23 protein-coding genes are annotated in these 23,324 nt (G+C 63.3%); 14 read left to right on the top strand and 9 right to left on the bottom strand.

All coding sequences use genetic code 11. The features are described from left to right. Nucleotides 1-92: 92 nt before the first annotated feature. Entirely contained in the window at nucleotides 93-509 is a 417-nt protein-coding gene (locus M3465_RS12520) for a DUF3830 family protein (protein WP_249502102.1), read from the bottom strand. Between the two features lie 172 nt (nucleotides 510-681). On the opposite strand from M3465_RS12520, the gene M3465_RS12525 reads away from it, so the two are divergent. From M3465_RS12525 to hydA, 6 genes are read left to right on the top strand one after another with little or no spacing between them, the layout of a single operon-like run. Continuing rightward, the gene (locus tag M3465_RS12525) at nucleotides 682-1,674 is read left to right on the top strand and encodes a TRAP transporter substrate-binding protein (RefSeq protein ID WP_249502103.1); all 993 of its coding nucleotides are present in this window, start codon (nucleotides 682-684) and stop codon (nucleotides 1,672-1,674) included. After that, nucleotides 1,671-2,210, top strand: coding sequence for a TRAP transporter small permease (locus tag M3465_RS12530; protein WP_249502104.1), 540 nt, complete (start codon nucleotides 1,671-1,673; stop codon nucleotides 2,208-2,210). The genes M3465_RS12525 and M3465_RS12530 overlap by 4 nt, the downstream gene beginning before the upstream one ends. Then, nucleotides 2,207-3,487, top strand: a complete 1,281-nt coding sequence (locus tag M3465_RS12535; RefSeq protein WP_249502105.1) for a TRAP transporter large permease — start codon at nucleotides 2,207-2,209, stop codon at nucleotides 3,485-3,487. Before M3465_RS12530 ends, M3465_RS12535 begins: the two co-directional genes overlap by 4 nt. A 15-nt stretch (nucleotides 3,488-3,502) precedes the next feature. Further along, nucleotides 3,503-4,255, top strand: coding sequence for an aspartate/glutamate racemase family protein (locus M3465_RS12540; protein WP_249502106.1), 753 nt, complete (start codon nucleotides 3,503-3,505; stop codon nucleotides 4,253-4,255). A gap of 12 nt (nucleotides 4,256-4,267) precedes the next feature. Then, the gene (locus M3465_RS12545) at nucleotides 4,268-4,972 is read left to right on the top strand and encodes a GntR family transcriptional regulator (protein WP_249502107.1); all 705 of its coding nucleotides are present in this window, start codon (nucleotides 4,268-4,270) and stop codon (nucleotides 4,970-4,972) included. Between the two features lie 29 nt (nucleotides 4,973-5,001). Further along, nucleotides 5,002-6,411 carry a dihydropyrimidinase gene (gene hydA / locus M3465_RS12550; protein WP_249502108.1) on the top strand — a complete coding sequence of 470 codons (1,410 nt, stop codon included), beginning with the start codon at nucleotides 5,002-5,004 and terminating at the stop codon, nucleotides 6,409-6,411. Between the two features lie 69 nt (nucleotides 6,412-6,480). Here hydA and M3465_RS12555 read toward each other — a convergent pair whose 3' ends face one another. Genes M3465_RS12555 through puuE form a run of 3 tightly spaced genes read right to left on the bottom strand, consistent with a single transcriptional unit; the run spans nucleotide 6,481 to nucleotide 9,897 of the window. Continuing rightward, nucleotides 6,481-7,953, bottom strand: a complete 1,473-nt coding sequence (locus M3465_RS12555) for a uracil-xanthine permease family protein (RefSeq protein ID WP_249502109.1) — start codon at nucleotides 7,951-7,953, stop codon at nucleotides 6,481-6,483. Nucleotides 7,954-8,005: 52 nt separating this feature from the next. Further along, the gene (locus M3465_RS12560) at nucleotides 8,006-8,488 is read right to left on the bottom strand and encodes an ureidoglycolate lyase (RefSeq protein WP_249502110.1); all 483 of its coding nucleotides are present in this window, start codon (nucleotides 8,486-8,488) and stop codon (nucleotides 8,006-8,008) included. Beyond that, nucleotides 8,485-9,897, bottom strand: a complete 1,413-nt coding sequence (puuE, locus tag M3465_RS12565; RefSeq protein ID WP_249502111.1) for an allantoinase PuuE — start codon at nucleotides 9,895-9,897, stop codon at nucleotides 8,485-8,487. Before puuE ends, M3465_RS12560 begins: the two co-directional genes overlap by 4 nt. 155 nt (nucleotides 9,898-10,052) lie before the next feature. Between puuE and uraH the strand changes: the two genes are divergently transcribed. Next, a complete protein-coding gene (gene uraH, locus M3465_RS12570) occupies nucleotides 10,053-10,406 on the top strand; it encodes a hydroxyisourate hydrolase (RefSeq protein WP_249502112.1) in 354 nt (117 codons plus the stop codon). On the opposite strand, the gene M3465_RS12575 is transcribed toward uraH, so the two are convergent. Beyond that, nucleotides 10,391-11,323 carry a LysR family transcriptional regulator gene (locus M3465_RS12575; protein ID WP_249502113.1) on the bottom strand — a complete coding sequence of 311 codons (933 nt, stop codon included), beginning with the start codon at nucleotides 11,321-11,323 and terminating at the stop codon, nucleotides 10,391-10,393. The two genes, uraH and M3465_RS12575, sit on opposite strands and share 16 nt — an antisense overlap. A 102-nt stretch (nucleotides 11,324-11,425) precedes the next feature. On the opposite strand from M3465_RS12575, the gene M3465_RS12580 reads away from it, so the two are divergent. After that, a complete protein-coding gene (locus M3465_RS12580; RefSeq protein ID WP_249502114.1) occupies nucleotides 11,426-12,661 on the top strand; it encodes a urate hydroxylase PuuD in 1,236 nt (411 codons plus the stop codon). Nucleotides 12,662-12,698: 37 nt separating this feature from the next. Here M3465_RS12580 and M3465_RS12585 read toward each other — a convergent pair whose 3' ends face one another. Continuing rightward, the gene (locus M3465_RS12585; RefSeq protein WP_249502115.1) at nucleotides 12,699-13,283 is read right to left on the bottom strand and encodes an HPF/RaiA family ribosome-associated protein; all 585 of its coding nucleotides are present in this window, start codon (nucleotides 13,281-13,283) and stop codon (nucleotides 12,699-12,701) included. A gap of 139 nt (nucleotides 13,284-13,422) precedes the next feature. Between M3465_RS12585 and M3465_RS12590 the strand changes: the two genes are divergently transcribed. Further along, nucleotides 13,423-14,463 (top strand): GlxA family transcriptional regulator, encoded by a 1,041-nt coding sequence (locus M3465_RS12590; protein ID WP_249502116.1) that lies wholly within the window; start codon nucleotides 13,423-13,425, stop codon nucleotides 14,461-14,463. 33 nt (nucleotides 14,464-14,496) lie between these two features. Here M3465_RS12590 and M3465_RS12595 read toward each other — a convergent pair whose 3' ends face one another. From M3465_RS12595 to M3465_RS12605, 3 genes are all read right to left on the bottom strand, one after another. Beyond that, a complete protein-coding gene (locus M3465_RS12595) occupies nucleotides 14,497-15,699 on the bottom strand; it encodes an aminopeptidase P family protein (RefSeq protein ID WP_249502117.1) in 1,203 nt (400 codons plus the stop codon). Nucleotides 15,700-15,919: 220 nt separating this feature from the next. Beyond that, nucleotides 15,920-16,084: a DUF1328 family protein gene (locus tag M3465_RS12600; RefSeq protein ID WP_249502118.1), complete on the bottom strand. Its 165-nt coding sequence runs from the start codon at nucleotides 16,082-16,084 to the stop codon at nucleotides 15,920-15,922. Between the two features lie 59 nt (nucleotides 16,085-16,143). Further along, nucleotides 16,144-18,432 (bottom strand): FdhF/YdeP family oxidoreductase, encoded by a 2,289-nt coding sequence (locus tag M3465_RS12605; protein ID WP_249502119.1) that lies wholly within the window; start codon nucleotides 18,430-18,432, stop codon nucleotides 16,144-16,146. Between the two features lie 121 nt (nucleotides 18,433-18,553). On the opposite strand from M3465_RS12605, the gene fdhD reads away from it, so the two are divergent. The 5 genes from fdhD to M3465_RS12630 are packed head-to-tail and all read left to right on the top strand — an operon-like array spanning nucleotide 18,554 to nucleotide 23,324. Next, nucleotides 18,554-19,414: a formate dehydrogenase accessory sulfurtransferase FdhD gene (gene fdhD, locus M3465_RS12610; protein WP_249502120.1), complete on the top strand. Its 861-nt coding sequence runs from the start codon at nucleotides 18,554-18,556 to the stop codon at nucleotides 19,412-19,414. After that, entirely contained in the window at nucleotides 19,411-20,343 is a 933-nt protein-coding gene (locus tag M3465_RS12615; RefSeq protein WP_249502121.1) for a cytochrome c oxidase subunit II, read from the top strand. The genes fdhD and M3465_RS12615 overlap by 4 nt, the downstream gene beginning before the upstream one ends. Then, complete coding sequence (locus tag M3465_RS12620; RefSeq protein ID WP_249502122.1) at nucleotides 20,333-22,411, top strand: cbb3-type cytochrome c oxidase subunit I; 2,079 nt, start codon at nucleotides 20,333-20,335, stop codon at nucleotides 22,409-22,411. Before M3465_RS12615 ends, M3465_RS12620 begins: the two co-directional genes overlap by 11 nt. After that, on the top strand, nucleotides 22,408-23,025 hold the full coding sequence (locus tag M3465_RS12625; protein WP_249502123.1) for a cytochrome (ubi)quinol oxidase subunit III: 618 nt from the start codon (nucleotides 22,408-22,410) through the stop codon (nucleotides 23,023-23,025). Before M3465_RS12620 ends, M3465_RS12625 begins: the two co-directional genes overlap by 4 nt. Next, nucleotides 23,022-23,324, top strand: a complete 303-nt coding sequence (locus tag M3465_RS12630) for a cytochrome o ubiquinol oxidase subunit IV (protein WP_249502124.1) — start codon at nucleotides 23,022-23,024, stop codon at nucleotides 23,322-23,324. Before M3465_RS12625 ends, M3465_RS12630 begins: the two co-directional genes overlap by 4 nt.

Genomic DNA, 23,324 nt, shown 5'->3' on the forward strand with positions numbered 1-23,324 from the left:
GTCTTGATCGGTCGCGGCGCCTCACAGATCGGGGAATGCACGTTGCGCGCCGCAGCCGCATCGCCGATGCGGCCGAGCGAGCGCCTTGCCGATCAGGCAGGCTCGATCAGCAAATCCTGAGCGCCCTTCCATAGCACATCATGCCCGAGCCTGGGCAGATCATCGAGGTCGCTTGTTATCGTCAGGAAATGATTTCCCGCCAATTGGCCTATCTTGGACGAGAAATCGAGCCCGCCATAGGCGAGGATGATCTCGGTTTCGCTGATCCCGCCGGGATAGAGCAGCATGTGGCCCGGCGCCGGGTGGCTGGTGTGGTTCTCGTATCCGACACCGAAATCCGTATCGCCCAGCGGCACCCAGACACCCTCCCCGCTCCAGCGGACGTGAACCAGCTGCCCGCGGTAGGGAAGACGTTTGCGAATGGCCGCGACCGTGTCAGGGGCTGCCGCGCTTTCGAAACGCGCGTCGAACCGGTAGCGCCCGGCGGTGATCCGAACTGTGTCAGACATTGCAGAGGTCTCCTTTGCGTAAGTTATATGCTTCAATAATTATTTGAAAACAACGTTTTGTATATCTTATAATTTTTTATAAAAAATATCTTGATATTTTCACGCTTCCGCATGACCCTACGGCACACGATATGGGCGGCCCGTCCGGTCGTCGCAAAAGGGGAGATATGACATGAAGACTTTTTTCGCCACGGCCGCGGCCGGCGCCACTGCGCTCGCGTTGCTATCCGCCTCACCGGCGCTTGCCGAAACCCTGCGCATCGCGGGGAATTTTCCCGTTGAGCATTCCAGTTCGGTTGCGATGGAACGCTTTGCCGATGCGGTGGCCAAAAAGACCGGCGGGGAAGTGGAGATCGCGAATTTCCCCGCGATGCAGCTTGGCGGCGCCAAGGAGAATGTCGATCAGGTCCGCTCGGGCGTGGTCTTCGGCACATGGATCGGCTCGGCCTATCTTTCGCGCACCGTCCCCGAACTCGAAGCGGTGTCCCTTCCCTTCGCCTATCCCGACCGCGAAACCGCGTTCCGCGTCATCGACGGGCCGGCTGGTGATCTGCTGGAGGAGAAGCTTGCCGAACGCGGTTTCGTTCCACTCGGCTGGATGGAACTCGGCTCGCGCAACGTCACCAACAACGAGCGCGCCATCGAAACGGTAGAGGATTTCGAAGGTCTGAAGATCCGCCTGCAACCCAATGAAACGCATCTTGCCACCTTCCGCGCCATCGGGGCCAGCCCGGTGAGCATGGGTATTTCCGAGGTGTATTCGGCGCTTCAGCAAGGGGTGCTGGACGGGCAGGAAAACCCCTACTCGATCATCGCGTCCCGCAATTTCGATGAGGTGCAGAGCCACCTGTCCGACAGCGGCCATTTCTTCGATTACATCGTTCTGGTCGCCAACAAGCGCAAGTTCGATGCGCTCAGCGAAGAACACAAGGCCGCCATCCGCGAGGCTGCCGATGAGGCCATCGAATGGCAACGCGGCAAGGCGGCCGAGGAAGACGAGGCCTCCAAGCAGGCGCTCATCGATGCCGGCATGACCTTTACCCCGATCAGTGACGAAACCCGCGCGGCGCTTCGCGAGCGCAGCCAGCCGGTGATCGGAGAGCTGAAAGACCGTATCGGCGCCGATCTGATCGACATGGTGCTCAAGGAAGCCTCCGCGCAATGAACGCGACCGGACAAGATTCCGGCCCCCCGACCGGGGGCCGGGCCTTCGAGCGCGCCCGCGCGGGGCTCGAACGCGTCGATGGCGTCACGCGCTATGCGGTGATTGCCGCGATGGGGGTCATGGCGGTTCTCGTGGTCACGCAGGTCGTCTTCCGCTATGCCTTTTCCAGCGCGATAGACTGGTCCGAAGAGGTGGCACGGCTCGCCTTCGTCTGGGCGATGTTCCTCGCCATTCCGCATGGCATACGTCGCGGCATTCATGTCGGGATCGACGCTCTGGTGGTCAAGTTTCCGCTGCGGCTCCAGGAAGGGCTGTTCCGTGCTACCGCGCTGCTTGGCGCGCTGCTCATGGCGGTGATCTTCTGGTTCGCCTGGGATGTGACCGCGTATACCTGGCCCGACAAGATGCCGACACTGAACCTCACGGCTGCGGTCTATTATATCGCGGTGCTCGTCGCCGCCGTTCACGCGCTCGCGCATCTGGTGCTTCTGGCCTGGGGCGGGAGCCGCACTTGGGACAAGGACATGACGGCATGACGCTCGCGGCCATCACGATCTTCTTCATCCTTGCCCTTCTGGGCATGCCGCTGGCCTTCGCGCTCGGGTTCGCATCGCTCGGCGGATTGATTGTCGGCGGGATTGAACTGAGTGTTCTGCCGCAGCGCATGATGCATGCGGTCGACAGCTTTCCGCTGATGGCAATTCCACTTTTCATGCTGGCGGGCGAATTGATGGTGCGGGCCGGGATCATGACGCGCATGATCCATTTCGCCAACGCGCTGGTCGGGCGCGTTCACGGCGGGCTGGCGCATGTCGCCATCGTCGCCGGAATGATGCTCGCCGCCGTTTCTGGCGCTGCCGTCGCTTCCGCCTCCGCGCTCGGCTCGACGCTGGTGCCGGCCATGCGCAAGACCTATGACGACGGCTATTCGAGTGCCGTCGTGGCCTCGGCCGCAAATCTGGGCGCGATCATTCCGCCGTCGAATGCGATGATCGTTTACGCGCTGATGGCCGGGTCCGCCGTATCGGTTGGCGGGCTTTTCATGGCCGGTGTGGTGCCCGGGATTCTCCTCACCATCGGCTTCATGGCGGTCGCCTCCCTCCTTTCGGTGCGGCGCGGCTTCAAGCTGAGCGGCGATGCGTTCTCGCTACGCCGCGCCGCGATCGAGGCCTGGCGCGCGCTGCCGGTTCTGGCGATGCCCGTCGTCGTCGTCGGCGGGATCGTCGGCGGTGTCTTCACCCCGACGGAGGGCGCGGGGATCGCGGTCGCTTATGCGGTGATCGTCGGCTTCTTCGTCACGCGGGAGCTCAAGATTTCCGATCTTTTCCCAGCCCTCTTTCAAGCCGCCATCGGTGCCGCGATGGTCGGGGCGCTTATCGCCTTTGCGGCCGGTGTGACCTTCATCTTCACGATCGACATGGTGCCCGCCGCCATGGCCGGTTTCCTGCAATCGATCACCGCCAGCCCGACGATTTTCCTGCTGCTGGTGATGTCGCTCCTGATCGTCGTCGGCATGTTCATCGAATCGAACGCGGCCTACATCATGCTGGTGCCGCTCTTTGCGCCGGTCGCTGCGAATTTCGGGATCGATCCGCTGCTCTTCGGGTTCCTGTTCGTTTTCAACCTCGTGATCGGCATGATGACCCCGCCCGTCGGCGTCGTGCTTTTCGTGATGAGCGGCATCACCCGCGTCGCGATGGTCGATCTCATCCGCAATGTCTGGCCCTATGTCGCCGTGCAATATGTCGTGCTGATCCTCTGCCTGCTCTTTCCCGGCATCGTCACATGGCTGCCGCGCGCGCTTGGGTACTGAACAAAGGTCGTGTCAATGAAAATTCTGCTTATCAATCCCAACACGACGCAGGCGCTGACCGATCTTCTGGATGCCTCCGCGCGCTCTGTCCTTCCGCATGGCGTGACGCTCGACAGCGTGACGGCCGAAACCGGCGTGCCCTATATCTCCACCCGGAGTGAGGCCGTCGTCGGCGGGCTTTCGGTTCTGGAAATTCTGGCCGAGGCACATTGTGCCTACGATGCAGCCATCGTTGCGGCTTTCGGCGATCCGGGTCTCGGTGCTGCGCGAGAGCTTTTCGACATTCCTGTCGTCGGTCTGGCCGAGGCCGGGATGCTGACCGCCTGCATGCTCGGCGGCAAGTTCTCAATCGTCACCTTCGCGCGGGCGCTTGGGCCGTGGTACCGCGAATGCGTTGATTGGCATGGCCTGTCCGGGCGCTGCGCCGGGGTGCGGATGCTTGACGGCGCGTTCAGGGATATATCCGACGTGCAAGGCGAAAAAGCCGACTTGCTTGTCGATCTGGCCAACCGCGCCGTGGAAGAGGACGATGCCGACGTGATCGTCCTCGCCGGCGCGCCGCTTTCGGGGCTTGCACCTCTGGTCAAGGACCGTATCCCGGTGCCTGTCGTCGACTGCGCGCAGGCGGCGGTGCGGCAGGCGACAACATTGGCCGCGCTGCGGCCGGTTGGGGCACGGCGCGGCAGTTTCGCGCGGCCTGCACCGAAGGGATCGGTCGGACTTTCCCCCGCGCTTGCCGCACGGATTGCGCATGAAGACGCACTCTGAGAAGGTGCCGGCATGACATCGCCCTCTTCCCAAACCGCCGCTGCGCCAGTGCGCAAGATGCGGCTCAGCCGCGAGCCCCTGCACGAGCGCGTCGCGGGCGATCTGCGTGACCGGATCATCACAGGCGATCTCGCCCCGGGCGAGAAGATCGCGGTGAACGCGCTGGCCGAGGATATCGGCGTCTCGCTCACACCCCTGCGCGAGGCGCTCAAGCTGCTGGCGGCCGAGGGGCTGGTGGATCTCACCCCCAACCGCGGCGCCTTCGTCTCCGAAGTCACGGTCGAACAGACCCGCAACCTTTTCGAGGTCATCGCCGGGATCGAGGGACTGGCGGCAGAGCTTGCCTGCAAACGGATGAGCGAAGCGGATCTGGCCGAACTTGCCAGCCTGCACGAAGAAATGAAAAGCCATGCCGCCGATGCCGCGAGGGACAGGTATTTCGCGCTCAACCGGACGATTCATGACAGGATCGTCGAATACGCGCGCAATCCGATCCTCACGATGCAGCGCAACCTTCTTGCGCAGCAAGCCGAACGTGTCCGCTTCATCGCGCTGGAGCGCGATTCGCGGCGCGACTCGGCGATGCAGGAGCACGAGGATCTGATGGCCGCCTTCGCCGCGCGTGACCCCGATCTGGCGCGCCGGACATGGCGGAAGCACCTTATCGCCTCGGGCGAGCAGACAATCGCCCTTCTGGCGCGGGCCGAAACCGGCTGAGCAGAAAACTTCCCATAAAGAGGACCTTCATGACGCAGCAATTCGATCTGGTAATCCGCGGCGGCACGATCGCCACCGCGGCGGATATCTTCGAAGCCGATATCGGCATCTCGGACGGCAGGATCACCGCGCTTGCCGCCGATCTGCCGCGCGGGACCGATGAGATCGACGCGACCGGAAAGCTGGTTCTGCCCGGCGGCGTCGATGCGCATTGCCATTTCGATCAGCCCACCTCGGACGGATCGAAAATGGCCGATGATTTCGACAGCGGCCCGCGCTCGGCGGCGTTCGGCGGCACGACGACGGTGATCCCCTTCGCCTGCCAGCAAAAAGGCCAATCGCTGCGCGCGGCGGTGGACGATTACCACCGGCGCGCGGAGGGCAAGTCGGTGATCGACTACGCTTTCCACCTCATCGTCACGGACCCGACGCCGCAGGTGTTGGGCCAGGAATTGCCGGCGCTGATCCGAGAGGGCTACACCTCGTTCAAGATCTACACCACCTATGACGATCTGAAACTGAACGACCGGGAGATCATCGAGGTTCTGGCGCTCGCCAAGCGCGAAGGCGCGCTCACGATGATCCATGCGGAGAATTCCGACGCCATCGCTTGGCTGACCGAGGCTTTGGAGAAGGCCGGCCAGACTGCACCGCGCCACCACGCCGATGCGCGTCCCGCCATCGCCGAACGCGAGGCCACGCATCGCGCCATTTCGCTCGCCGAAATCGTCGATGTGCCGATGCTCGTCGTGCATGTGTCAGGCGGCGAGGCGATGGAGCAGATCGCCCATGCGCGTTCGAAGGGGCTCAAGGTCTTTGCCGAAACCTGCCCGCAATACATTCTGCTGACCGCAGACGATCTGAACCTGGACGGGTTCGAGGGCGCCAAGCACATCTGCTCCCCGCCCCCGCGCGATAGCGCGTCGCAGCGATCGGTCTGGCGCGGGCTCGCGAATGGCACGTTCCAGGTGTTCTCCTCGGACCACGCGCCGTTCCGGTTCGACGATCCACAAGGCAAGAAGGTGCGCGGCGATGGGGCCAGCTTTACCCATGTGCCGAACGGAATTCCGGGCGTTGAAACGCGGCTGGCGCTGCTCTTTTCCGAAGGTGTCGGCAAGGGGCGCATCTCGCTCAACCGGTTCGTCGCGCTCACCGCGACGAACCCGGCGCGGCTTTACGGGCTCTACCCGCGCAAGGGCACCATTGCGGTCGGCGCGGATGCCGATCTGGCGATCTGGAACACGACGCGCGAGGTGACGATCACCAACGACGCGCTGCATCACAATGTCGATTACACACCCTATGAGGGCCGGCGCGTGACGGGTTGGCCCGAAACCGTCCTCTCGCGCGGTGAGGTCGTTGTCCAGGGCGGCACGCTAGAGGCAAAACCGGGGCGCGGCGCGTTCCTGGAATGTGGAGCGCCGGATACGCAACTCTGACAAGCGGGCGGCGAAACGAAAAAGGGGCGCATGTCAGCGCCCCTTTTCCATTCTTTGCGAGATCGCAACTCAGACGTGATTGTCCGGAACGAGCGATCCTTTCGCATGGCCGGCATGACCGCCGGAGACTTCCTCCGTCGCTTCGTCCGCCAGTTCTTCGGGCAGGATGAGGTTCAGCACGATTGCGATCAGCGCGGCGGGCAGAAGACCGGAGGTCATGAAGATGCGCAGCGTGTCGGGCAGGCCCTGCACCGCATCGGGCTCCAGCTGGAGGCCAAGCCCGACAGAGAGCGAGATGGCGAAGATCACCATGTTGCGGCGATTCCAGGCCACATCGGACAGCATCGAGATACCGGCCGCAACGACCATTCCGAACATCACGATCACGCCGCCGCCCAGAACCTCGATCGGAACGGTGCGGATGACGCCGCCGACCTTCGGGATTAACCCGCAGATGATCAGGAAGATCGCACCGCAGGTCACGACGTGGCGGCTCATCACGCCGGTCATCGCGATCAGGCCGACGTTCTGGCTGAAGGAGGTGTTCGGGAAGCCGCCGAAGATGCCCGCGATCGCCGTGCCGATACCATCGGCATAGGTCGCGCCCTCGATTTCCTTGTCGGTCGCTTCGCGGCCTGCGCCACCCTTGGTGATCCCGCTGACATCGCCGACCGTTTCGATGGCCGAGATGAAGGCCATCAGGCAGAAGCCGATAACCGCGGCGATGGAGAATTCGAAGCCATATTTAAACGGCACCGGCAGGGCAAAGGCCGCCGCGCGATCCCAAGAGGACGCAACCGCTTCCCAGGTCAGCATGGCCGGAATTTCCGGCGTCGCGAACATCGGCGTGACGAAAAGCGCATAGAGGTAGCCGACGATCAGGCCGATCAGAACCGCCGAGACGGAGATCATGCCCTTGGCGAAGAACTTGAGCCCGAGCGTGACCAGAACCACGACCAGAGCGGCCGACCAGTTGAGCATCGAGCCGTATTCAGCCGCGCCGGATGCCTTGGCCGGAACGCCGCCCGCGGCGTATTGGATGCCCACATCGACGAGCGCGAGACCGATCATCGTCACCACGAGCCCGGTCACGAGCGGCGGAAGGGCAAAGCGAATCTTGCCGATGAAGAGCGCAAGGAACGCGTGGAATATGCCGCCGATGATGATACCGCCGAAAAGCGCCGCAAGGGCATCGACACCCTTACCCGCAACGAGCGGGATCATGATCGGAATGAAGGCGAAGGACGTGCCTTGAACGATGGGCAGCGCCGCGCCGACCGGGCCGACCGTGATGGTCTGAAGCAGCGTGGCGACGCCCGCGAAGAGCATCGACATCTGGATCAGGTAAAGCAATTCCGGAAAATCCGGCGAATTCGATCCAAAGCCGAAGCCCGCCGCCCCGGCGACGATGATCGCCGGCGTGACGTTGGAGACGAACATCGCCAGAACATGCTGGATTCCCAGCGGAATGGCGCGGCGAAGCGCCGGTGTGTAGTTGGGATCCCGGAGCTGTTCCGGTGTCCCGATGGATGTATCTGCCATTCTGTTTCCCTTCCCTACAGATAACATGTGCCGGCTCCTCCACCGACGAAAATTACTCGACGATCGTGAATTCCTGCTCGAACCAGTGTTCTTCCAGATTGGGGCCGTCGCCGATGCGATCTATCACGGCGAAAAGCCCCGGCTCCGACAATGGCGTCAGAACGCCGTGCCATGTGCCGCGATGAAAATTGATTGCCTGTCCCGGCTCGGTGATGAAGGCAATCGGATCGACGGGCGTGCCGCCCTCGTCCCGCGCGACGACCACCAGGAACGGATCGGCCGACATGGGCACGAAGGCCTGGCTGCCGTCGGGGTGGCGCTCCACCAGCTTGAGCGGCAGCGGCAGGGTTTCCTTTTCGCCCTTGAATATGCTGATCCCCGCGCGGCCATCGGAAAAATCGAGCGTCGCCTTGTCATGGTGCCGCGCGCAGCGCCCTTGATTGATGAATTTGTCGGGCGTGCCGCTGGCATCCAGGATATCGCCATAGGGCGCGAAGGCGTCTGCTGTCAGCTTTTGCGTTCTGATCTCGGTCATGATGCGAATTTCTCCAGCAGGCGCAGCTCGGCGATGCGTTCCACCTGACGGCACGCCTCGGCGAATTCGGTGTCGCGGTCGTTGTCGATGCGACGCTGGAACGTGTCGATGATCGACTGCTTGGAGTTGTCGCGCACCGCGATGATGAAAGGAAAACCGAATTTGCCGGTGTAGGTCTCGTTCATCTTCGTCAGCCCCTCGCGCTCCTCGTCGGTCAGCTGGTCGAGCCCGACAGAGGCCTGCTCCGCTGTCGATTCCGCCGTCAGCCGCTTGGCCTGCGCGAGCTTGCCGGCCAGATCGGGGTGCGCCGTCAGCACGCCCAGCCGCTCGTCCTCGGATGCGGCGCGGAACTGGCGCGCGAGCGCCTGATGCACGCCCTGCGCGGTGTCGTGGGTCGGCCCGAGCTCGCTGTCATAGGCGCGCTCCGCGATCCACGGGCTATGCTCGAACACGCCGCCGAATTCGGAAACGAAGGTTTCGCGGTCCATCTCGGAAGGTCTGGTCTTGTGCACGGGGGGATGCTCCTTGGCCCAATGCTCTGCGATCTGCAGGCGGGTGGCGAACCAGACGCCCTCATGCGACTGGAAATGCTCGATCGCGCGGCGCAGCGCGGCGGCGCGGCCGGGGCGGCCGATGATGCGGCAATGCAGGCCGATCGACAGAATCTTCGGCGCGCCTTCGGCCCCTTCCTGATAGAGAACGTCGAAACTGTCCTTGAGATAGGATTCGAACTGCTCCCCGGTGGTGAACCCCGCCTGGATCGAAAAGCGCATGTCGTTGCAATCCATCGTGTAGGGCACGATCAGCTGATCGCGGCCATCGAACTGCATCCAGTAGGGCAGATCGTCGGAAATGCTGTCGGCGACATAAGCGAACTGTCCGGTTTCGGCGGCGAGCCGGACAGTGTTGTTGGAACAGCGCCCCGTATACCAGCCGCGCGGCATCTCGCCCGTGGCTTCATAGTGAAGCTGGATCGCCTGGGCGATGGCCTCGCGCTCCTCCTCCTCGGGCATGTCCTTGTGTTCGACCCATTTCAGCCCGTGGCTGGCGATTTCCCAACCCGATTGCTTCATCGCGGCGACCTGCTCGGGCGCGCGGGCCAAGGCGCTGGCAACGCCGTAGACGGTGATCGGCAGATCGCCCAGCATCCGGTGAACGCGCCAGAACCCGGCTCGGCTGCCGTATTCGTAATTCGATTCCATGTTCCAGTGGCGCTGCCCCGGCCAAGGTTGCGCGCCGGTGATTTCCGACAGGAAAGCTTCGGAAGCGGCATCGCCGTGCAGGATGTTGTTCTCGCCGCCTTCTTCGTAGTTCAGCACGATCTGCACTGCGATCTTGGCACCGTTCGGCCAGTTGGCGGCGGGCGGGTTGGAACCGTATCCGGTCATGTCGCGGGGATAACGAGTCACAAAGATGTCCTTTTTTGGTTTGTGTCCTCAATAATCCAAAACAATCCAAACTTTTTTCAAAAAAAGCAGAAAGGAGCATTTTGGCCGTCGCGCTTTACTGTCGCGCGTCTTCCTGCCCTATACAGCGACAAACCCGAAAACCGAAAGAGGCTCCAATGACCGGATACCTGACGACCCATGTTCTCGACACCGCGCGCGGCTGCCCGGCGGAAGGGCTGAAGATCGACCTTTACAAGATCGACGGCGAGTCCCGCACGCATCTCAAAACGCTCGTGACGAACGATGACGGGCGCACGGACGAGCAGATCCTCCCGGCCGAGAAATTCGAGACCGGCACCTATGAGCTTGTCTTTCACGCCGGCGACTACCTGACCGCCACCGGCACGCCGCCCGAGGAGCCGCGCTTTCTCGATGTCGTGCCACTGCGGTTCGGCATGTCCGAGGCGTCGCACTATCATGTGCCGCTACTGCTGTCGCCCTTCGGATATTCGACCTACCGGGGCAGCTGAACCTGCATTGAACTGTCGCGGACGGCTTCGCCGATCCTTTCGATGACGAACTCCATGAAGAGCCGCGTCTTGGGATCCTGCCGTCTGCGATGGGTGAAAAGACACGCCATCTGGATCGGCTCGGGCGGTGTGTGCGTTGCCACCGGCATCAGCCGCCCGGCCTCGATATGGGCGGCGACCTCGAAGATCGGCTTCATCGCGATACCATGCCCACCGAGCGCCCAATCGGTCAGCACATCGCCATCGTCCGACTCGTATCGCCCCGATACGCGGTATTTCTTGACGCCGTCCTCGGTCATCAGCCGCCAGTGAAATTCGGTCGCGCCGGGATAGCGCAGGTTCAGGCATTCATGCCCCTGCTCCACGATCTCGTCGCCACTTTCGGGATGGCCATGCGCCTCGATATATTCGGGCGAGGCGCAAAGCACGCGCTGCACATCCGCGATCTTTCGGATGCGCAGGTTGCTGTCCTCCGGCTGACCGAGAAAGAACGCCAGATCGAGCCCCTCCGTCGTCAAATCGACCTTACGATCCGTCAGGCGCAGACGCATCTTGACCTCGGGATATTGCGCCAGAAAGGCCGGGATCTCGGGCGCGATCAGCCGCCGCCCGACACCCAGGGGTGCTGCGACATATAAAGACCCCTTCGGATTTTCGGTGATGTTGATCACCTGCGCCTCGGCGCTTTCGACCGATTCCAGGATCTCGCAGGCTCCACCATAGAACGCCTTGCCCTGTTCGGTGGGCGTCAGACTGCGCGTCGTGCGCTGGAAAAGGCGCACGCTCAGATGTTCCTCAAGCTGCGAGATGCGCGAGGACGTCACCGCCGGGGATATGCGCAGATCGCGCCCGGCGGCCGACATGCTGCCGAGCTCATAGACGCGCACGAAGGTTCGGATATTGTCGAGATAAGACATTATTCGGAAATTTTTGATGCTGCTTGGTTCTTTGCGACGATAGCAGAAGAATATTGGGTCGCATAGGGTGACCTATACGCGAATCTAGGGAGGCTGAACCTGATGTATGATTTTTCCGTCATGTGGGACTGGATCGCATTTTCCGTGCGCTGGCTCCACCTGATAACCGCGATGGCCTGGATCGGCGCATCGTTCTATTTCGTCGCGCTCGATCTCATGCTGAAACCGAACAAGGATCTCCCCGAGGGCGCCTATGGCGAGGAATGGGAAGTGCATGGCGGCGGTTTTTACCACACCGTCAAATATCTCGTCGCCCCTGCGCGGATGCCTGAGCATCTGACCTGGCACAAATGGCAAAGCTACACGACATGGCTGTCGGGCGCCGCGCTTTTGATGATCATCTACTGGGTCGGCGGAGAGCTGTTCCTGATCGATCCCTCGAAAGCCGATCTCGCATTGTGGCAGGCCATCCTGATCTCCGGCGGCTCGCTCACCATCGGCTGGCTCCTCTACGACCAGCTTTGCAAATCCAAGCTCAGCGACAACCCGACGCTGCTCATGCTGATCCTTTTCGTGATCCTCGTCGTGATGGCATGGGGCTACAACCAGATCTTCACCGGACGCGCCGCGCTGCTGCATCTGGGCGCCTTCACCGCGACGATCATGACCGCCAACGTGTTCTTCCAAATCATGCCGAACCAGCGCATTGTCGTCGAGGATCTCAAGGCCGGTCGCAAGCCCGATCCGAAATACGGCAAGATCGCCAAGGTGCGCTCGACGCATAACAACTACCTGACGCTGCCGGTCGTGTTCCTGATGCTGTCGAACCACTACCCGCTGGCTTACGGGACGGAATTCGCCTGGATCATCGCGTCGCTCATCTTCCTGACCGGCGTGACCATCCGCCACTACTTCAACACGATGCACGCGACCGGCAAGGGGCCGGCCTGGACCTGGGCCGTCACGGTGCTGATCATGGTGGTGATCGCATGGCTATCCTCGGTGCGCCCGACCGAGACCTACGATGAGGCCGCCGAAGTGCCGCTTACCGATTACGAGCAGCAATTCGCGTCCGCCGCCGGGTTCGAGGATGCCTATGACACGGTGCTGGGCAATTGCTCCATGTGCCATGCCCGCGAGCCGGTCTGGGGCAGCATGAAATGGGCCCCCAAGAAGGTCTATCTGGAAACCGAAGGCGATGTCGCGCGCCATGCCGAGCAGATTTACCTGCAGGCCGGGATCAGCCACGCGATGCCGCCGCCCAACGCCGTTGAAATGCCGCAAGAGGCGCGCGAGACCATCATCGCGTGGGTGAAAAACGCCCGGAACGGCGAGTGATACAAAAGCGGAGGCCAAGGTGCCTCCGCTTTATCGTTCAGATCTCCTCGCGCCGCTCCGATTCAAGGCTGATATCGCTGATGGGCCGCACCATGGAGGCTTGCGGCCCCATCGCGCCCTCGCCCTCGGCGACGGTCAGCTCGACCGCCGATCCGACCTCGAGCGCATCGAACCCCTCGTTCAGAACGGCATTGGTGGAAAAGTAGATCTCCTGCCCATCGCTCATGCGCACAAAGCCGTAATCGTCGAACTTGCGCACCACGGTGCCATGAGGCGGGCCGGAAAGCGTCTTGACCTCGCCGCGCACCTTTTGCGAATGCGCTTCGAGCCGCCGCTCCATCGCGTCGAACGCGTCGCGGATGGTCAGATCGGCGTCGAAGTGATCGCGCCGGTTGCCCGGATCGTCGCTGATGACGATCTCGCGCCCGGGCACGCGCACTTCGATACGCAAATGAAACTCGTAGCCGTGATACTGGCTGCGATGCGGCCGCTCGACTGCGATATGGCAACTGTTGATCCGGTCGAAATACCGGTGCAGCTTGTCGACCCTCTCGCGGATACGCGTTTCGAGCCGTTCCGATTTCTCGACATTGTGCCAGACGATTTCGAGTGGGCTATCCATGAGACGATCCTCTTTGCTACTGCACCGGCCCGGCCCGATATGGCCCAGCCGCATCTGCCAAACCAACGCGGCGAAGGCAGGCGGTGTTCCTTGCGCAGGCCCAGTTGCCGCGCGGGAAATTGCAGCGCATAATGCCGCCATGAACGCCTCAGCCCCCGCCAGCACAGCCGCTCTTGCCCCGGATGTCATCCCGGAGGGCGCGTTTTTCTTCCCTGTGGATACCTTCACCGAAACGCGGCATCTGGGCTTTCTGCTCTTGCCGCAATTCACGCTTCTGGCCTTCAGTTCCGCGCTCGATCCTCTGCGGATCGCCAACCAGCTGTCGCAGAAGCCGCTTTACCGCTGGTCCGTGCTGTCGGAAACCGGGGCGCCGGTCGCTTCGTCCTCGGGGATCGACGTGGGCGTGCACGGTGCGCTCACCGATCTGCCGCGCGACATGCGGCTTCTCGTCTGCTCGGGCAATCGCGGCTTGCAGGTGGCGAGCGATGCGGTCCTGTCGATCTTGCGCAGACATGTGCGCTTCGGCGGCAAGGTGGGCGGCATCTGCACCGGCGCCTCGACGCTGGCGCGGGCCGGGCTGCTGGGCACCCGCGCCTTCACCCTCCATTGGGAGAACCAACCGGGATTCATCGAGAAATTCCCGGATCTGGCCCCCTCCCCCCGCCGGTTCGAGATCGACGGCGATCTGTGGACCTGCGGCGGCGGCGCGGCGGCGACGGAGATGATGCTGTCGATCATCCGCCGCGATCACGGGCGCGAGTTCGCCATCGTCGTCTCGGATATGTGCCTGAACAGCGGCGATCTGGAGCCGCGCACCGCGCAGCGTTCCTCCCTCGCCAGCGCGCTGAGCACGCGGAACACGCGGCTGATCCAGATCGTGCAGAAGATGCACCAGAATATCGAGGATCCGCTCACGCTCGACGATCTGAGCGAGGAGACCGGCCTGTCGCGCCGCCAGATCGAACGGCATTTCCGGCAGTTCCTGAACGAAAGCCCGATGACGACCTATCGCAATATCCGGCTCGACCGCGCGCGCACGCTCTTCATCGAGACAGACATGACCGTTGCGGAAATCGCCATCGCCTGCGGCTTCAACTCCAGCGGTGTCTTTTCGCGCCATTACAAGGAACGGTTCGGCGCCTCCCCGTCCGCGCATCTGCGCAAGTTGAAGCAGGGTTGACCGGGACCGCCTGCGCCGCCCCGGCCCGCCTGATTATCCGACGATGTTGAAGTCCGGCCCGTAAGGATAGCCGGTGATGTTTTCGTTGCCATCCTCGGTGATGATGAGAATGTCATGCTCGCGGTAGCCGCCCGCGCCGGGCTGGCCTTCGGGGATCGTCAGCATCGGCTCCATCGAGATCACCATGCCCGGCTCAAGAACCGTGTCGATATCCTCGCGCAGCTCCAGCCCCGCCTCGCGTCCGAAATAATGCGACAGCACGCCGAAGGAATGGCCATAGCCGAAGGTGCGGTATTGCAGCAGGTCACGTTCGGCGAAGAATTCGTTGATCTTCTGCGTGACCTCCGAACAGCTTGCGCCGGGCTTGAGCAGGCTCATCCCGTATTCATGCGCGCCGACATTGGCCTCCCAGATCTTGCGGCTCGCGTCGTCCACCTCCTGCACGAACATGGTGCGTTCCAGCGCCGTGTAATAGCCCGAGATCATCGGGAAGGTGTTGAGGCTCAGGATATCGCCGCGTTCCAGCTTGCGGCTGGTGACGGGGTTGTGGGCGCCATCGGTGTTGATGCCCGACTGGAACCAGACCCATGTGTCACGGTATTCGGCATCCGGGAACCGCTTGGCGATCTCCAGTTCCATCGCATCGCGCCCGGCCATCGCCACGTCGATCTCGCGCGCACCCAGCTTTGCCGCCTCCTTGATCGCATAGCCACCCACATCGGCCACCTGCGCACCGTGGCGGATCAGGTCGAGCTCGGCCTGCGACTTGTGCATCCGCTGCACCATCGTCATCGGCGCGATATCAAGGCTGCCGGACGGCATCAGAAACTCATCGAGCAGCGCCTTCTGCGCAAGGCTGATATGATCGCCCTCATAGCCGATCACCTTGCCGGCGCCGGTGACGGATTCGATGGCGCGCCAGTAATTGTTTCGCTGCCAATCGGTATAGGTGATGTTGTCGCCATGGCTGCGCCGCCAGGGCTGCGCCGCGTCGATCCCGGCGCTGATGGTCACACTTTCGCTCGGTGTCACGACAAGCCCGTAAGGCCGCCCGAAGCTGCAATAGAGAAAGCCCGAATAATAGGCGATATTGTGCATCGAGGTCATGACGCAGGCATCGACGCCCTTTTCGGCCATGCCTGCGCGCAGCTTGGACAGGCGCGCATCGTATTCGGACGGATCGAAGGGCAGAACCTTCTCGCCCTGGTGAAAACGGTAGAACTGCGGACGCTCCATGAGACAGATCCCTCTCCTGTGCCTGCCGATGGCACGGGAAAGGGAAACCCCTCACCGGGTCAGCGGCAAAGCAGTATCCCGGCGTTCAGGACGGTTGAAACATGAATGATGTGATGAAGGGCGACGCCATCGCCCCGTCAGTAACGATGTATTGGCCCGAAAAATCACGCTCTGGCAAGAAAAAACTCGCGCCGCCCGTGGGAGCGGCGCGAGCAAAACGTCAATCGAATATCGCGATCACGCCCAGCAGGACGAGAATGAACAGCACCAGAACGATTCCGATCAGAATTTTCGCGCCGGTCAGGGCTGCGCCCGAAATGGTGCCGAAGCCCAGAAGCGCCGCGATGGCGGCAACGGCGAGAAGGATGAAAATCCACTTGATCATAGCTTGGTCCTTTCCTGTTTCTCCGGCGCGCGCCGGTTTCGCAAGGCAAACGCGCCAGATCACGAAAGGATCCGCACCGGCGCGCCCTTATAGGCCGGGGTTTGCGAATTGCGCTCGTGATAGGAGAGCGGAACCAGCGGATTGAGTTCGGGATAGTAGCCCGCCACGCATCCGGCGGGCAGATCGAAGGCGGTGATCTTCAGCGGTCCGACCTTGCGCGTGACGCCATCTTCGATCGCCGATTGCAATGTCACCTCCTGCCCTTCGGTCAGGCCAAGCCGCGCGATCTCGTCCCGGTTGATGAGCACGACATCCCGGCTGCCTTCAAGGCCGCGCAGGCGGTCAGAAAAACCGTAGATGGTGGTATTGAACTGATCGTTCGAGCGCAGCGTGACCAGCGTCATCTCGGCCCCATCCGTGTTTCGCCCAAGCGCGGAGACCGTGGTCGGGGCGACGAACTTGGCGCGCCCGCTATCGGTTTGCCAGTCGCGTTCCCGCGCGGCATTGCCGCGATAGAAGCCTCCTGGCTCCATCATGCGGGCATTGAAATCGCGAAAATCGTCCGGATAGGTCTCTTCGATCAGATCGCGGACCAGATCGTAATTCCTCGTCCACTCCCCCCATTTCAGCTGCGGGTTGGGATCGAGCGTCGCTTCGGCGATGCCGGCGATGATCGCAAGCTCCGATTTGCAGGTCTTGGCTGGCGGGTCCGCCCGCCCGATGGAGCCGTAGATATGGCTGAGCGAATCCTCCATCGTGACGGCCTGCGGCACCCCGTTCTGCTCGTCGCGATCCGTGCGGCCAAGACAGGGCAGGATATAGGACACCTCGCCCGGCGTCAGATGCGAGCGGTTGGGCTTCGTGGCGATGGACACCGTCAGCCGCAGCTTCGGCCACGCGTCCTCCATCCGCGCGCGGTCCGGCAGGGCGCGCACGAGATTGCCGCCAAGCTGGATCATCGCCTTGACCGATCCATCGAGGATGCCGTCGCAGGCATGAACCGCGTTCAGCCCGTTCTTCTCAGGCGGCTCGAAGCCGAACATCTCGCGCAGCTTGTCCAGCGGCACGCTGCCCGTCCGCTCTGCGATGCCGACGGTGCGCTGGCCCTGCACGTTGGAATGGCCCCGCACCGGGGAAATCCCCGCGCCGGGGCGCCCTATATTGCCGCGCATCATCAAGAGGTTCACCAGCATCCCGAGGTTCAGCCAGCCTTCGACATGCTGCGTGAGACCCATGCCGTAGATGCCGATCACCTTTTCGGACGACAGGTAGATATCCGCAGCCCGTTGCAGCATCTCCCGCGTAAGTCCGGAATGGCGTTCGATCTCCTCCCAGCCGATGGCGCGCACGGCCTTTTCGGTGGCCTCGAACCCTTCGGTATGATCGCGGATGAACGCGTGATCGAGCACCGTGCCGGGGGCGGCATCCTCGGCGGCCAGAACGCATTTCATCAGCCCGGCCAGTGCCGCGATATCGCCGCCGGGGCGGACCTGGAAATATTCCTCGGAGATTTTCGTAGGCTTGCCGACCGTCATCTGCGCGGGGTTTTGCGGATCGACGAATTCGATCAGCCCGCGCTCCCGCACCGGGTTGAAGGTGACGATCCGGCAGCCGCGCTCCACCGCCGCCTTGAGCGGATGCAAAAAGCGCGGCGAATTGGTGCCGGTGTTCTGCCCGAAAAAGAAGATCGCGTCGCATTCCTCGAAATCGTCGAGCGTGCAGGTGCCGACCGGCACGCCGATCTGGTTCTTGAGGTTCACCGATGTCGTCTCGTGGCACATGTTAGACGATTGCGGCAGGTTGTTATGCCCCATCGCCCTTGCAAAAAGCGCGTAGAGGTAGCTTGCCTCCAGCCCGGCATGGCCCGAGGAATAGAACACCGCCTCCTCGGGCCGCATCGCGCGCAACTCGGCGCCGATCTCTGCAAAGGCGTCCTTCCAGGGGATCGGCAGATAGCGGTCGCTGCCCGGATCGTAGCGGAGCGGGTGCGTCAGCCGGCCCGCCTTCTCAAGCTCGTGGTCATGCCAGCCGCGCAATTCGCTTAGCGTGTGCTCGGCGAAGAACTCTGGCGTCGCGCGCTCCGGGGTCAACTCCCAGAGCGTTGCCTTCGCGCCGTTTTCGCAGAATTCGAACGCGTGCGGCTTGGCCGGTTTGGCCCAGGCGCAGGAGGTGCACATGACGCCGCCCGGCTTGTTCTGTTTGGCCAGGATCGACAGCGCGACCGGCGTGGCATGGGTTTCGCCGAAGATGCGCGCCACGCCCTTCAGCGAGCCCCAACCGCCCGTAGAGTTGTCGTATTCGGGTGTATCGCTATCGTGAGCGGTCTTGCGATGTCTGTCCTCTGCCATGTCGTTTCTCCCGCGAGAAGGTCAAGATTGCACGGAACCCCGCACCGGCGCGCCTCGTTAAAGGCGAAGAGCCGCCCGGTTGTGCGGCGTCACCGCCGCGCCGAACGTAAGGAGCGACCCCATGACCGGACCCGCCATTGCCCCCGTGCTTCCGTCTGACAATAGCGATCGGCAGCCGCGATGGTTCCACGAGAGTTCGCAAGCCCGCGCCGATGCCACTGTCTCGCGCGCCGTCGCTGCCGAAGAGCCGGTCGCGATCGAGGTCAACGGCTTCGGCCTTGCGGTGATGATGGCCACGCCGACCGATCTCGACGATTTCGCCACCGGCTTTGCCGTGGCCGAAGGGTTGCTTTGCCCCGATGAGACCCCCCGCTTCACCGAAGTCGCGCGCGTTCCGGGCGGAGTGATCGTGCGGCTTGGCCTTGCGCCGGGTGCCGAGGGCGCAACGCATTTGGCGGCGCGGGTGCGCACGCGCGTGTCGGAAAGCGCGTGCGGGCTTTGCGGAATGGAAAGCCTTAATTCGCTCGCCAAGCCGTTGCCGCGCGTCGTGCATCCCGTGCGCCCCGATGACACGGCGGTGCGCCGCGTGCTGCGCGATCTGCGCGCCCATCAGCCGCTTTCGCGCGAGACGGCCGCCGCCCACGCCGCCACGCTGTGCGACATGCACGGACGTATCCTCTTGGTGCGCGAGGATGTCGGGCGGCACAATGCGCTCGACAAGCTCGTCGGCGGAGCGATGCGAAGCGGCATCGCGTTGCGCGGGCGGTTCGCACTGATGACCTCGCGGCTTTCTTTCGAACTGGTGGAAAAGGCCGTCCGCGCCGGGATCGGTGGGCTGGTGTCGATCTCGGCCCCCACTTCCATGGCGCTTCACCGGGCGGAGGAGGCCGGCCTTCCGGTCATCGTCCGCGCGCGCCCCGGCGGCATGCGCCGCCCCGCCCCCGCGCCGGACGATCACGCCGACCGCATCGCCGCGCAATGACGCGGCTCATCGTCATATCCGCGCTCGCGCTGGTCGCGGGCAGCGCGGGTGCGGAGATCAGCTTTCTCGATCCGGCCGGCCCGGTCGCCGAAGCGCAGCGCGATCACCTCATCAAGGTGACAGCTATCACCATGATCGCCATCGTTCCGGTGCTTATCGGCGTGCCGCTGATCCTGTGGCGCTATCACCGGGTGCATGGCAGCGGGCGCTACAAGCCGCATGACGGGCTCTATCGCCCCGATTGGCAATTCTCCGGCCCGCTGGAGGCGGCCATGTGGGGCGTGCCGTTTCTCATCATCGTTTTTCTGGGCTGGACGCTCTGGAATGAAACCGACCGTTTCGATCCCTACCGCGCGCTTGGTCCCGATCCGGTGGAGGTGCAGGCCATCGGCCTCGATTGGAAATGGCTTTTTCTCTACCCCGATCAGGGGCTTGCCACGCTCGACCGGCTTGTCCTTCCCGAAAACCGGCCCGTGAGGATCGCGCTGACCACCGATACCGTGATGCAGAGCTTCCGTGTCTCGGCGCTGGCGGGGCAGATCTATGCGATGCCGGGGATGCGCACCGAAGTGAACCTGATCGCCGACCGGCCCGGCCGGTTGCGCGGCGAGAACCTGCAATATAACGGCACAGGCTTTGCCGGGCAGACCTTCGCCGTCGATGTGCTGAGCGACGAGGATTGGCAAGGCTGGGCCGCCGAGACCCCTGAACGAACACTGGACGCGCGTGCTTATCGCCTTATCGCCCGGCGCGGCACGGCGCAGGAGGCGCGCGAGGCGCTTGGCCTTGCGGGTGGCAGCGCGGCGCGGTTCCGGCTGGACCGTCCCGATCTCTTCGATGCGGTGATCGCCCGGTATCACACCGGCGAGCCGCTTCCCGCCGCGGAGCAACCCGGCGCGCCGACCTACGAGGTGCCTGATGAGAACTGACCCGATCTTCGGGCGGCTCGACTGGAGCGTCACGCCCTTCGACGATTTTGCCGCCGATCCTTCTCTCAACGAATTCGTTGCGACCGCTGCTGCGGCGATGGTTCCGCTCGGCGCGCTGGCGGTCATCGCGTTCCTGACGTGGAAGCGCCTTTGGGGGCCGCTCTGGCGCGATTGGCTGACAAGCGCGGATCACAAGAAGATCGGTATCATGTATATCGTTCTGGCCGGCGTGATGCTGCTGCGCGGAGTGGCCGAGGGCGCGGTGATGCGCACGCATCAGGTCACGGCGCTCGATGGCGGGATGCTGTCGGCCGAGCATTTCGCGCAGCTTTTCTCCACCCATGGCACGATCATGATCTTCTTCGTCGCAACGCCGCTGGTGACGGGGCTGATGAATTTCGCCGTCCCGCTCCAGATCGGCGCGCGCGATGTCGCGTTCCCGGTGCTCAACCAGGTCAGCCTGGGTCTGACGGCGGCCGGCGCGGGGCTGGTGATGGTCTCGCTCGTGATCGGCAAGTTCGGCACCGGTGGCTGGACGATGTATCCGCCTTATACCGGCAAGGCCTTCAGCCCCGGCCCCGGCGTCGATTACTGGGTCTGGGCGATCTTCATCTCCGGCATAGGCTCCACGCTTGCGGGGCTGAATATCGCCGTGACGATCTACAAGAACCGCGCGCCGGGGATGCGGTTCCTGCGGATGCCGATGTTCACGTGGACGGCGCTTTGCACCTCGATCATGATGGTCTACGCCTTCCCCGCGCTGACCGTCGCCAGCGCGATGCTGATGCTCGATCGCTATCTCGACTTCCGGTTCTTCACCAACGATCTGGGCGGGAACATGATGCAATATGCCAACATCTTCTGGATGTTCGGCCACCCGGAGGTCTATATCGTCGTGCTGCCCGCCTATGGCGTCTTTTCCGAAGTCTCGGCGACCTTTTCGGCCAAGCGGCTCTATGGCTACAATTCCCTCGTCATCGCAACGATGGCGATTGCGGTGATTTCCTTCACCGTCTGGCTGCATCACTTCTTCACCATGGGTCAGGGCGCGAATGTGAACGCGGCCTTCGGCATCGCCACGATGATCATCGCGGTGCCGACCGGCGTGAAGGTCTATGACTGGATGGCGACGATGTTCCGGGGCCGGGTGAGGCTTTCGGTGCCGATCATCTACCTTGTCGGGTTCTTTTTCCTCTTCGTCTTCGGGGGGCTGACCGGCGTGATCCTGGCGAACCCGACCATCGACTACCAGGTGCACAATTCGCAATTCCTCGTTGCGCATTTTCACAACGTGCTGATCCCCGGCGTGCTGTTCGGCGTCTTGGCAGGCATCCATTACTGGTTCCCCAAGGCCTTCGGCTTCCGCCTGCATGAACGTCACGCGCGATGGGCCGCTTATTTGTGGTTCGCCGGGTTCTCGCTCGCCTTCCTGCCGCTCTACTGGCTGGGGCTGATGGGCATGCCGCGCCGGGCGGCGAGCTATGACAACCCGGCCTTCGAGCCGGTGATGTGGGTTGCCGCCGGTGGCGCGATGCTTGTCGTCGCGGCGCTTCTGCTCACGCTCTGGACCTTCTACTCCAGCGCGCGCGACCGCGCGGAACTGGCCTGCCCGCTTGGCGATCCGTGGGACGGGCGCAGCCTCGAATGGGCCATGCCCGCGCCCCCGCCACCCTACAACTTTCACGCGCTGCCCTACGTGAAGGCCCTCGATCCCTTCACCATCGAAAAGGCCGAAGGCACGCCCTATTGCGCCGCCGAGCGATACGAGGATGTCGAACTGCCGCGCAATTCCGCGCTCGGCCTCTGGATCGGCGCGGCCTCCGGCATCATGGGTTTCGCGATGGTCTGGTGGATCTGGTGGCTCGCGGCGCTCGGCGCTTTGGCCATCATCGGAGGGCTCATCGCCCGTGCCTTCGTCACCGACACGACCCGCACGATCCCGGCGGCCCAGGTGAAACGCGATCACATGGCCTTCCTGAGCCGCGTCCGCCGCGCCCGCCCGGTCGACCGGGACAAGGAAACCGCGCCCGCAAACATGGGCCTCGCCGATCCCGAGGTGCCGGCATGACACAGGCGAAGCATCCCGGCCTGAACCTCGGCGCGACGCATCCCGAAGCGCATGAAAGCAGCGAGACGCCCGCCTTCGGCTTCTGGGTCTTCCTGATGAGCGATCTCATCATCTTCGCGATCCTCTTCGCGCATTACGTCGTCATGCAGGACGCGCGCGCAGGCGGGCCCGGCCCGGAAGAGCTGTTCGATCTTAAAAGCGTGGCGATGCAAACCGCGCTTCTGCTCGCCAGTTCCTTCACCTATGGCATGGTCAGCCTGTCGATGAAGCATCACGACCGTCCTGCGCCCGTCATGCTTTGGCTCGTGGTCACGGCCCTGCTCGGGGCTGCGTTCCTCGGGCTGGAGCTGCGCGATTTCGCCAGCATGATCGACGAGGGCGCGCCGCCGCAGCGCAGTGGCTATCTCTCCGCGCTCTGGGCGCTGGTTGGGTTGCACGGGCTTCATGTCACCGCGGGCATGATCTGGATCGGCCTGATGCTGGCGCTGCTCGCCCTTCGCGGGCTGACCGCTCAGATCAAGACGCGGCTCCTGCTGCTCGGGCTCTACTGGCATTTCCTCGACCTGATCTGGATCGGCATCCTTTCGGTCGTCTATCTTGGAGGTCTGGCATGAAAACGGACGCCCGCAGCGAGCTTCGCCGCTACATCACCGGCGCCGCGCTGTCTGCCCTGCTGACGGCAGCGGCGTTCTGGGCGGTTGTCTCCGATGGCGTGACGCGCGGAACGGCGCTCTGGATCGTCGGTCTTTGCGCTCTGGCGCAGATCGCGGCGCAGCTTCGGTTCTTTCTGCATATCGGGGCCCATACCAAACGCGAGGATCTCTATCTCATCCTCTTTTCGGTGCTGCTGGCCGGACTGATGATCGGCGGGACGATCTGGATCATGGCCAGCCTGCAGACGCGGATGCACTGA

This window comes from Marivita sp. GX14005, from assembly GCF_023370775.1.
GTDB lineage: Bacteria > Pseudomonadota > Alphaproteobacteria > Rhodobacterales > Rhodobacteraceae > Marivita.

What these genes read in the sequence shown, in the direction of transcription:
- M3465_RS12525 (WP_249502103.1), top strand. Translation starts at nt 682, where the DNA reads ATGAAGACTTTTTTCGCCACGGCCGCGGCCGGCGCCACTGCGCTCGCG.
- M3465_RS12625 (WP_249502123.1), top strand. Translation starts at nt 22,408, where the DNA reads ATGACACAGGCGAAGCATCCCGGCCTGAACCTCGGCGCGACGCATCCC.
- M3465_RS12535 (WP_249502105.1), top strand. Translation starts at nt 2,207, where the DNA reads ATGACGCTCGCGGCCATCACGATCTTCTTCATCCTTGCCCTTCTGGGC.
- M3465_RS12530 (WP_249502104.1), top strand. Translation starts at nt 1,671, where the DNA reads ATGAACGCGACCGGACAAGATTCCGGCCCCCCGACCGGGGGCCGGGCC.
- M3465_RS12585 (WP_249502115.1), bottom strand. Translation starts at nt 13,283, where the DNA reads ATGGATAGCCCACTCGAAATCGTCTGGCACAATGTCGAGAAATCGGAA.
- M3465_RS12600 (WP_249502118.1), bottom strand. Translation starts at nt 16,084, where the DNA reads ATGATCAAGTGGATTTTCATCCTTCTCGCCGTTGCCGCCATCGCGGCG.
- hydA (WP_249502108.1), top strand. Translation starts at nt 5,002, where the DNA reads ATGACGCAGCAATTCGATCTGGTAATCCGCGGCGGCACGATCGCCACC.
- M3465_RS12615 (WP_249502121.1), top strand. Translation starts at nt 19,411, where the DNA reads ATGACGCGGCTCATCGTCATATCCGCGCTCGCGCTGGTCGCGGGCAGC.
- M3465_RS12630 (WP_249502124.1), top strand. Translation starts at nt 23,022, where the DNA reads ATGAAAACGGACGCCCGCAGCGAGCTTCGCCGCTACATCACCGGCGCC.
- M3465_RS12560 (WP_249502110.1), bottom strand. Translation starts at nt 8,488, where the DNA reads ATGACCGAGATCAGAACGCAAAAGCTGACAGCAGACGCCTTCGCGCCC.
- M3465_RS12590 (WP_249502116.1), top strand. Translation starts at nt 13,423, where the DNA reads ATGAACGCCTCAGCCCCCGCCAGCACAGCCGCTCTTGCCCCGGATGTC.
- uraH (WP_249502112.1), top strand. Translation starts at nt 10,053, where the DNA reads ATGACCGGATACCTGACGACCCATGTTCTCGACACCGCGCGCGGCTGC.
- M3465_RS12545 (WP_249502107.1), top strand. Translation starts at nt 4,268, where the DNA reads ATGACATCGCCCTCTTCCCAAACCGCCGCTGCGCCAGTGCGCAAGATG.
- M3465_RS12540 (WP_249502106.1), top strand. Translation starts at nt 3,503, where the DNA reads ATGAAAATTCTGCTTATCAATCCCAACACGACGCAGGCGCTGACCGAT.
- fdhD (WP_249502120.1), top strand. Translation starts at nt 18,554, where the DNA reads ATGACCGGACCCGCCATTGCCCCCGTGCTTCCGTCTGACAATAGCGAT.
- M3465_RS12595 (WP_249502117.1), bottom strand. Translation starts at nt 15,699, where the DNA reads ATGGAGCGTCCGCAGTTCTACCGTTTTCACCAGGGCGAGAAGGTTCTG.
- M3465_RS12620 (WP_249502122.1), top strand. Translation starts at nt 20,333, where the DNA reads ATGAGAACTGACCCGATCTTCGGGCGGCTCGACTGGAGCGTCACGCCC.
- M3465_RS12520 (WP_249502102.1), bottom strand. Translation starts at nt 509, where the DNA reads ATGTCTGACACAGTTCGGATCACCGCCGGGCGCTACCGGTTCGACGCG.
- M3465_RS12605 (WP_249502119.1), bottom strand. Translation starts at nt 18,432, where the DNA reads ATGGCAGAGGACAGACATCGCAAGACCGCTCACGATAGCGATACACCC.
- M3465_RS12575 (WP_249502113.1), bottom strand. Translation starts at nt 11,323, where the DNA reads ATGTCTTATCTCGACAATATCCGAACCTTCGTGCGCGTCTATGAGCTC.
- M3465_RS12555 (WP_249502109.1), bottom strand. Translation starts at nt 7,953, where the DNA reads ATGGCAGATACATCCATCGGGACACCGGAACAGCTCCGGGATCCCAAC.
- M3465_RS12580 (WP_249502114.1), top strand. Translation starts at nt 11,426, where the DNA reads ATGTATGATTTTTCCGTCATGTGGGACTGGATCGCATTTTCCGTGCGC.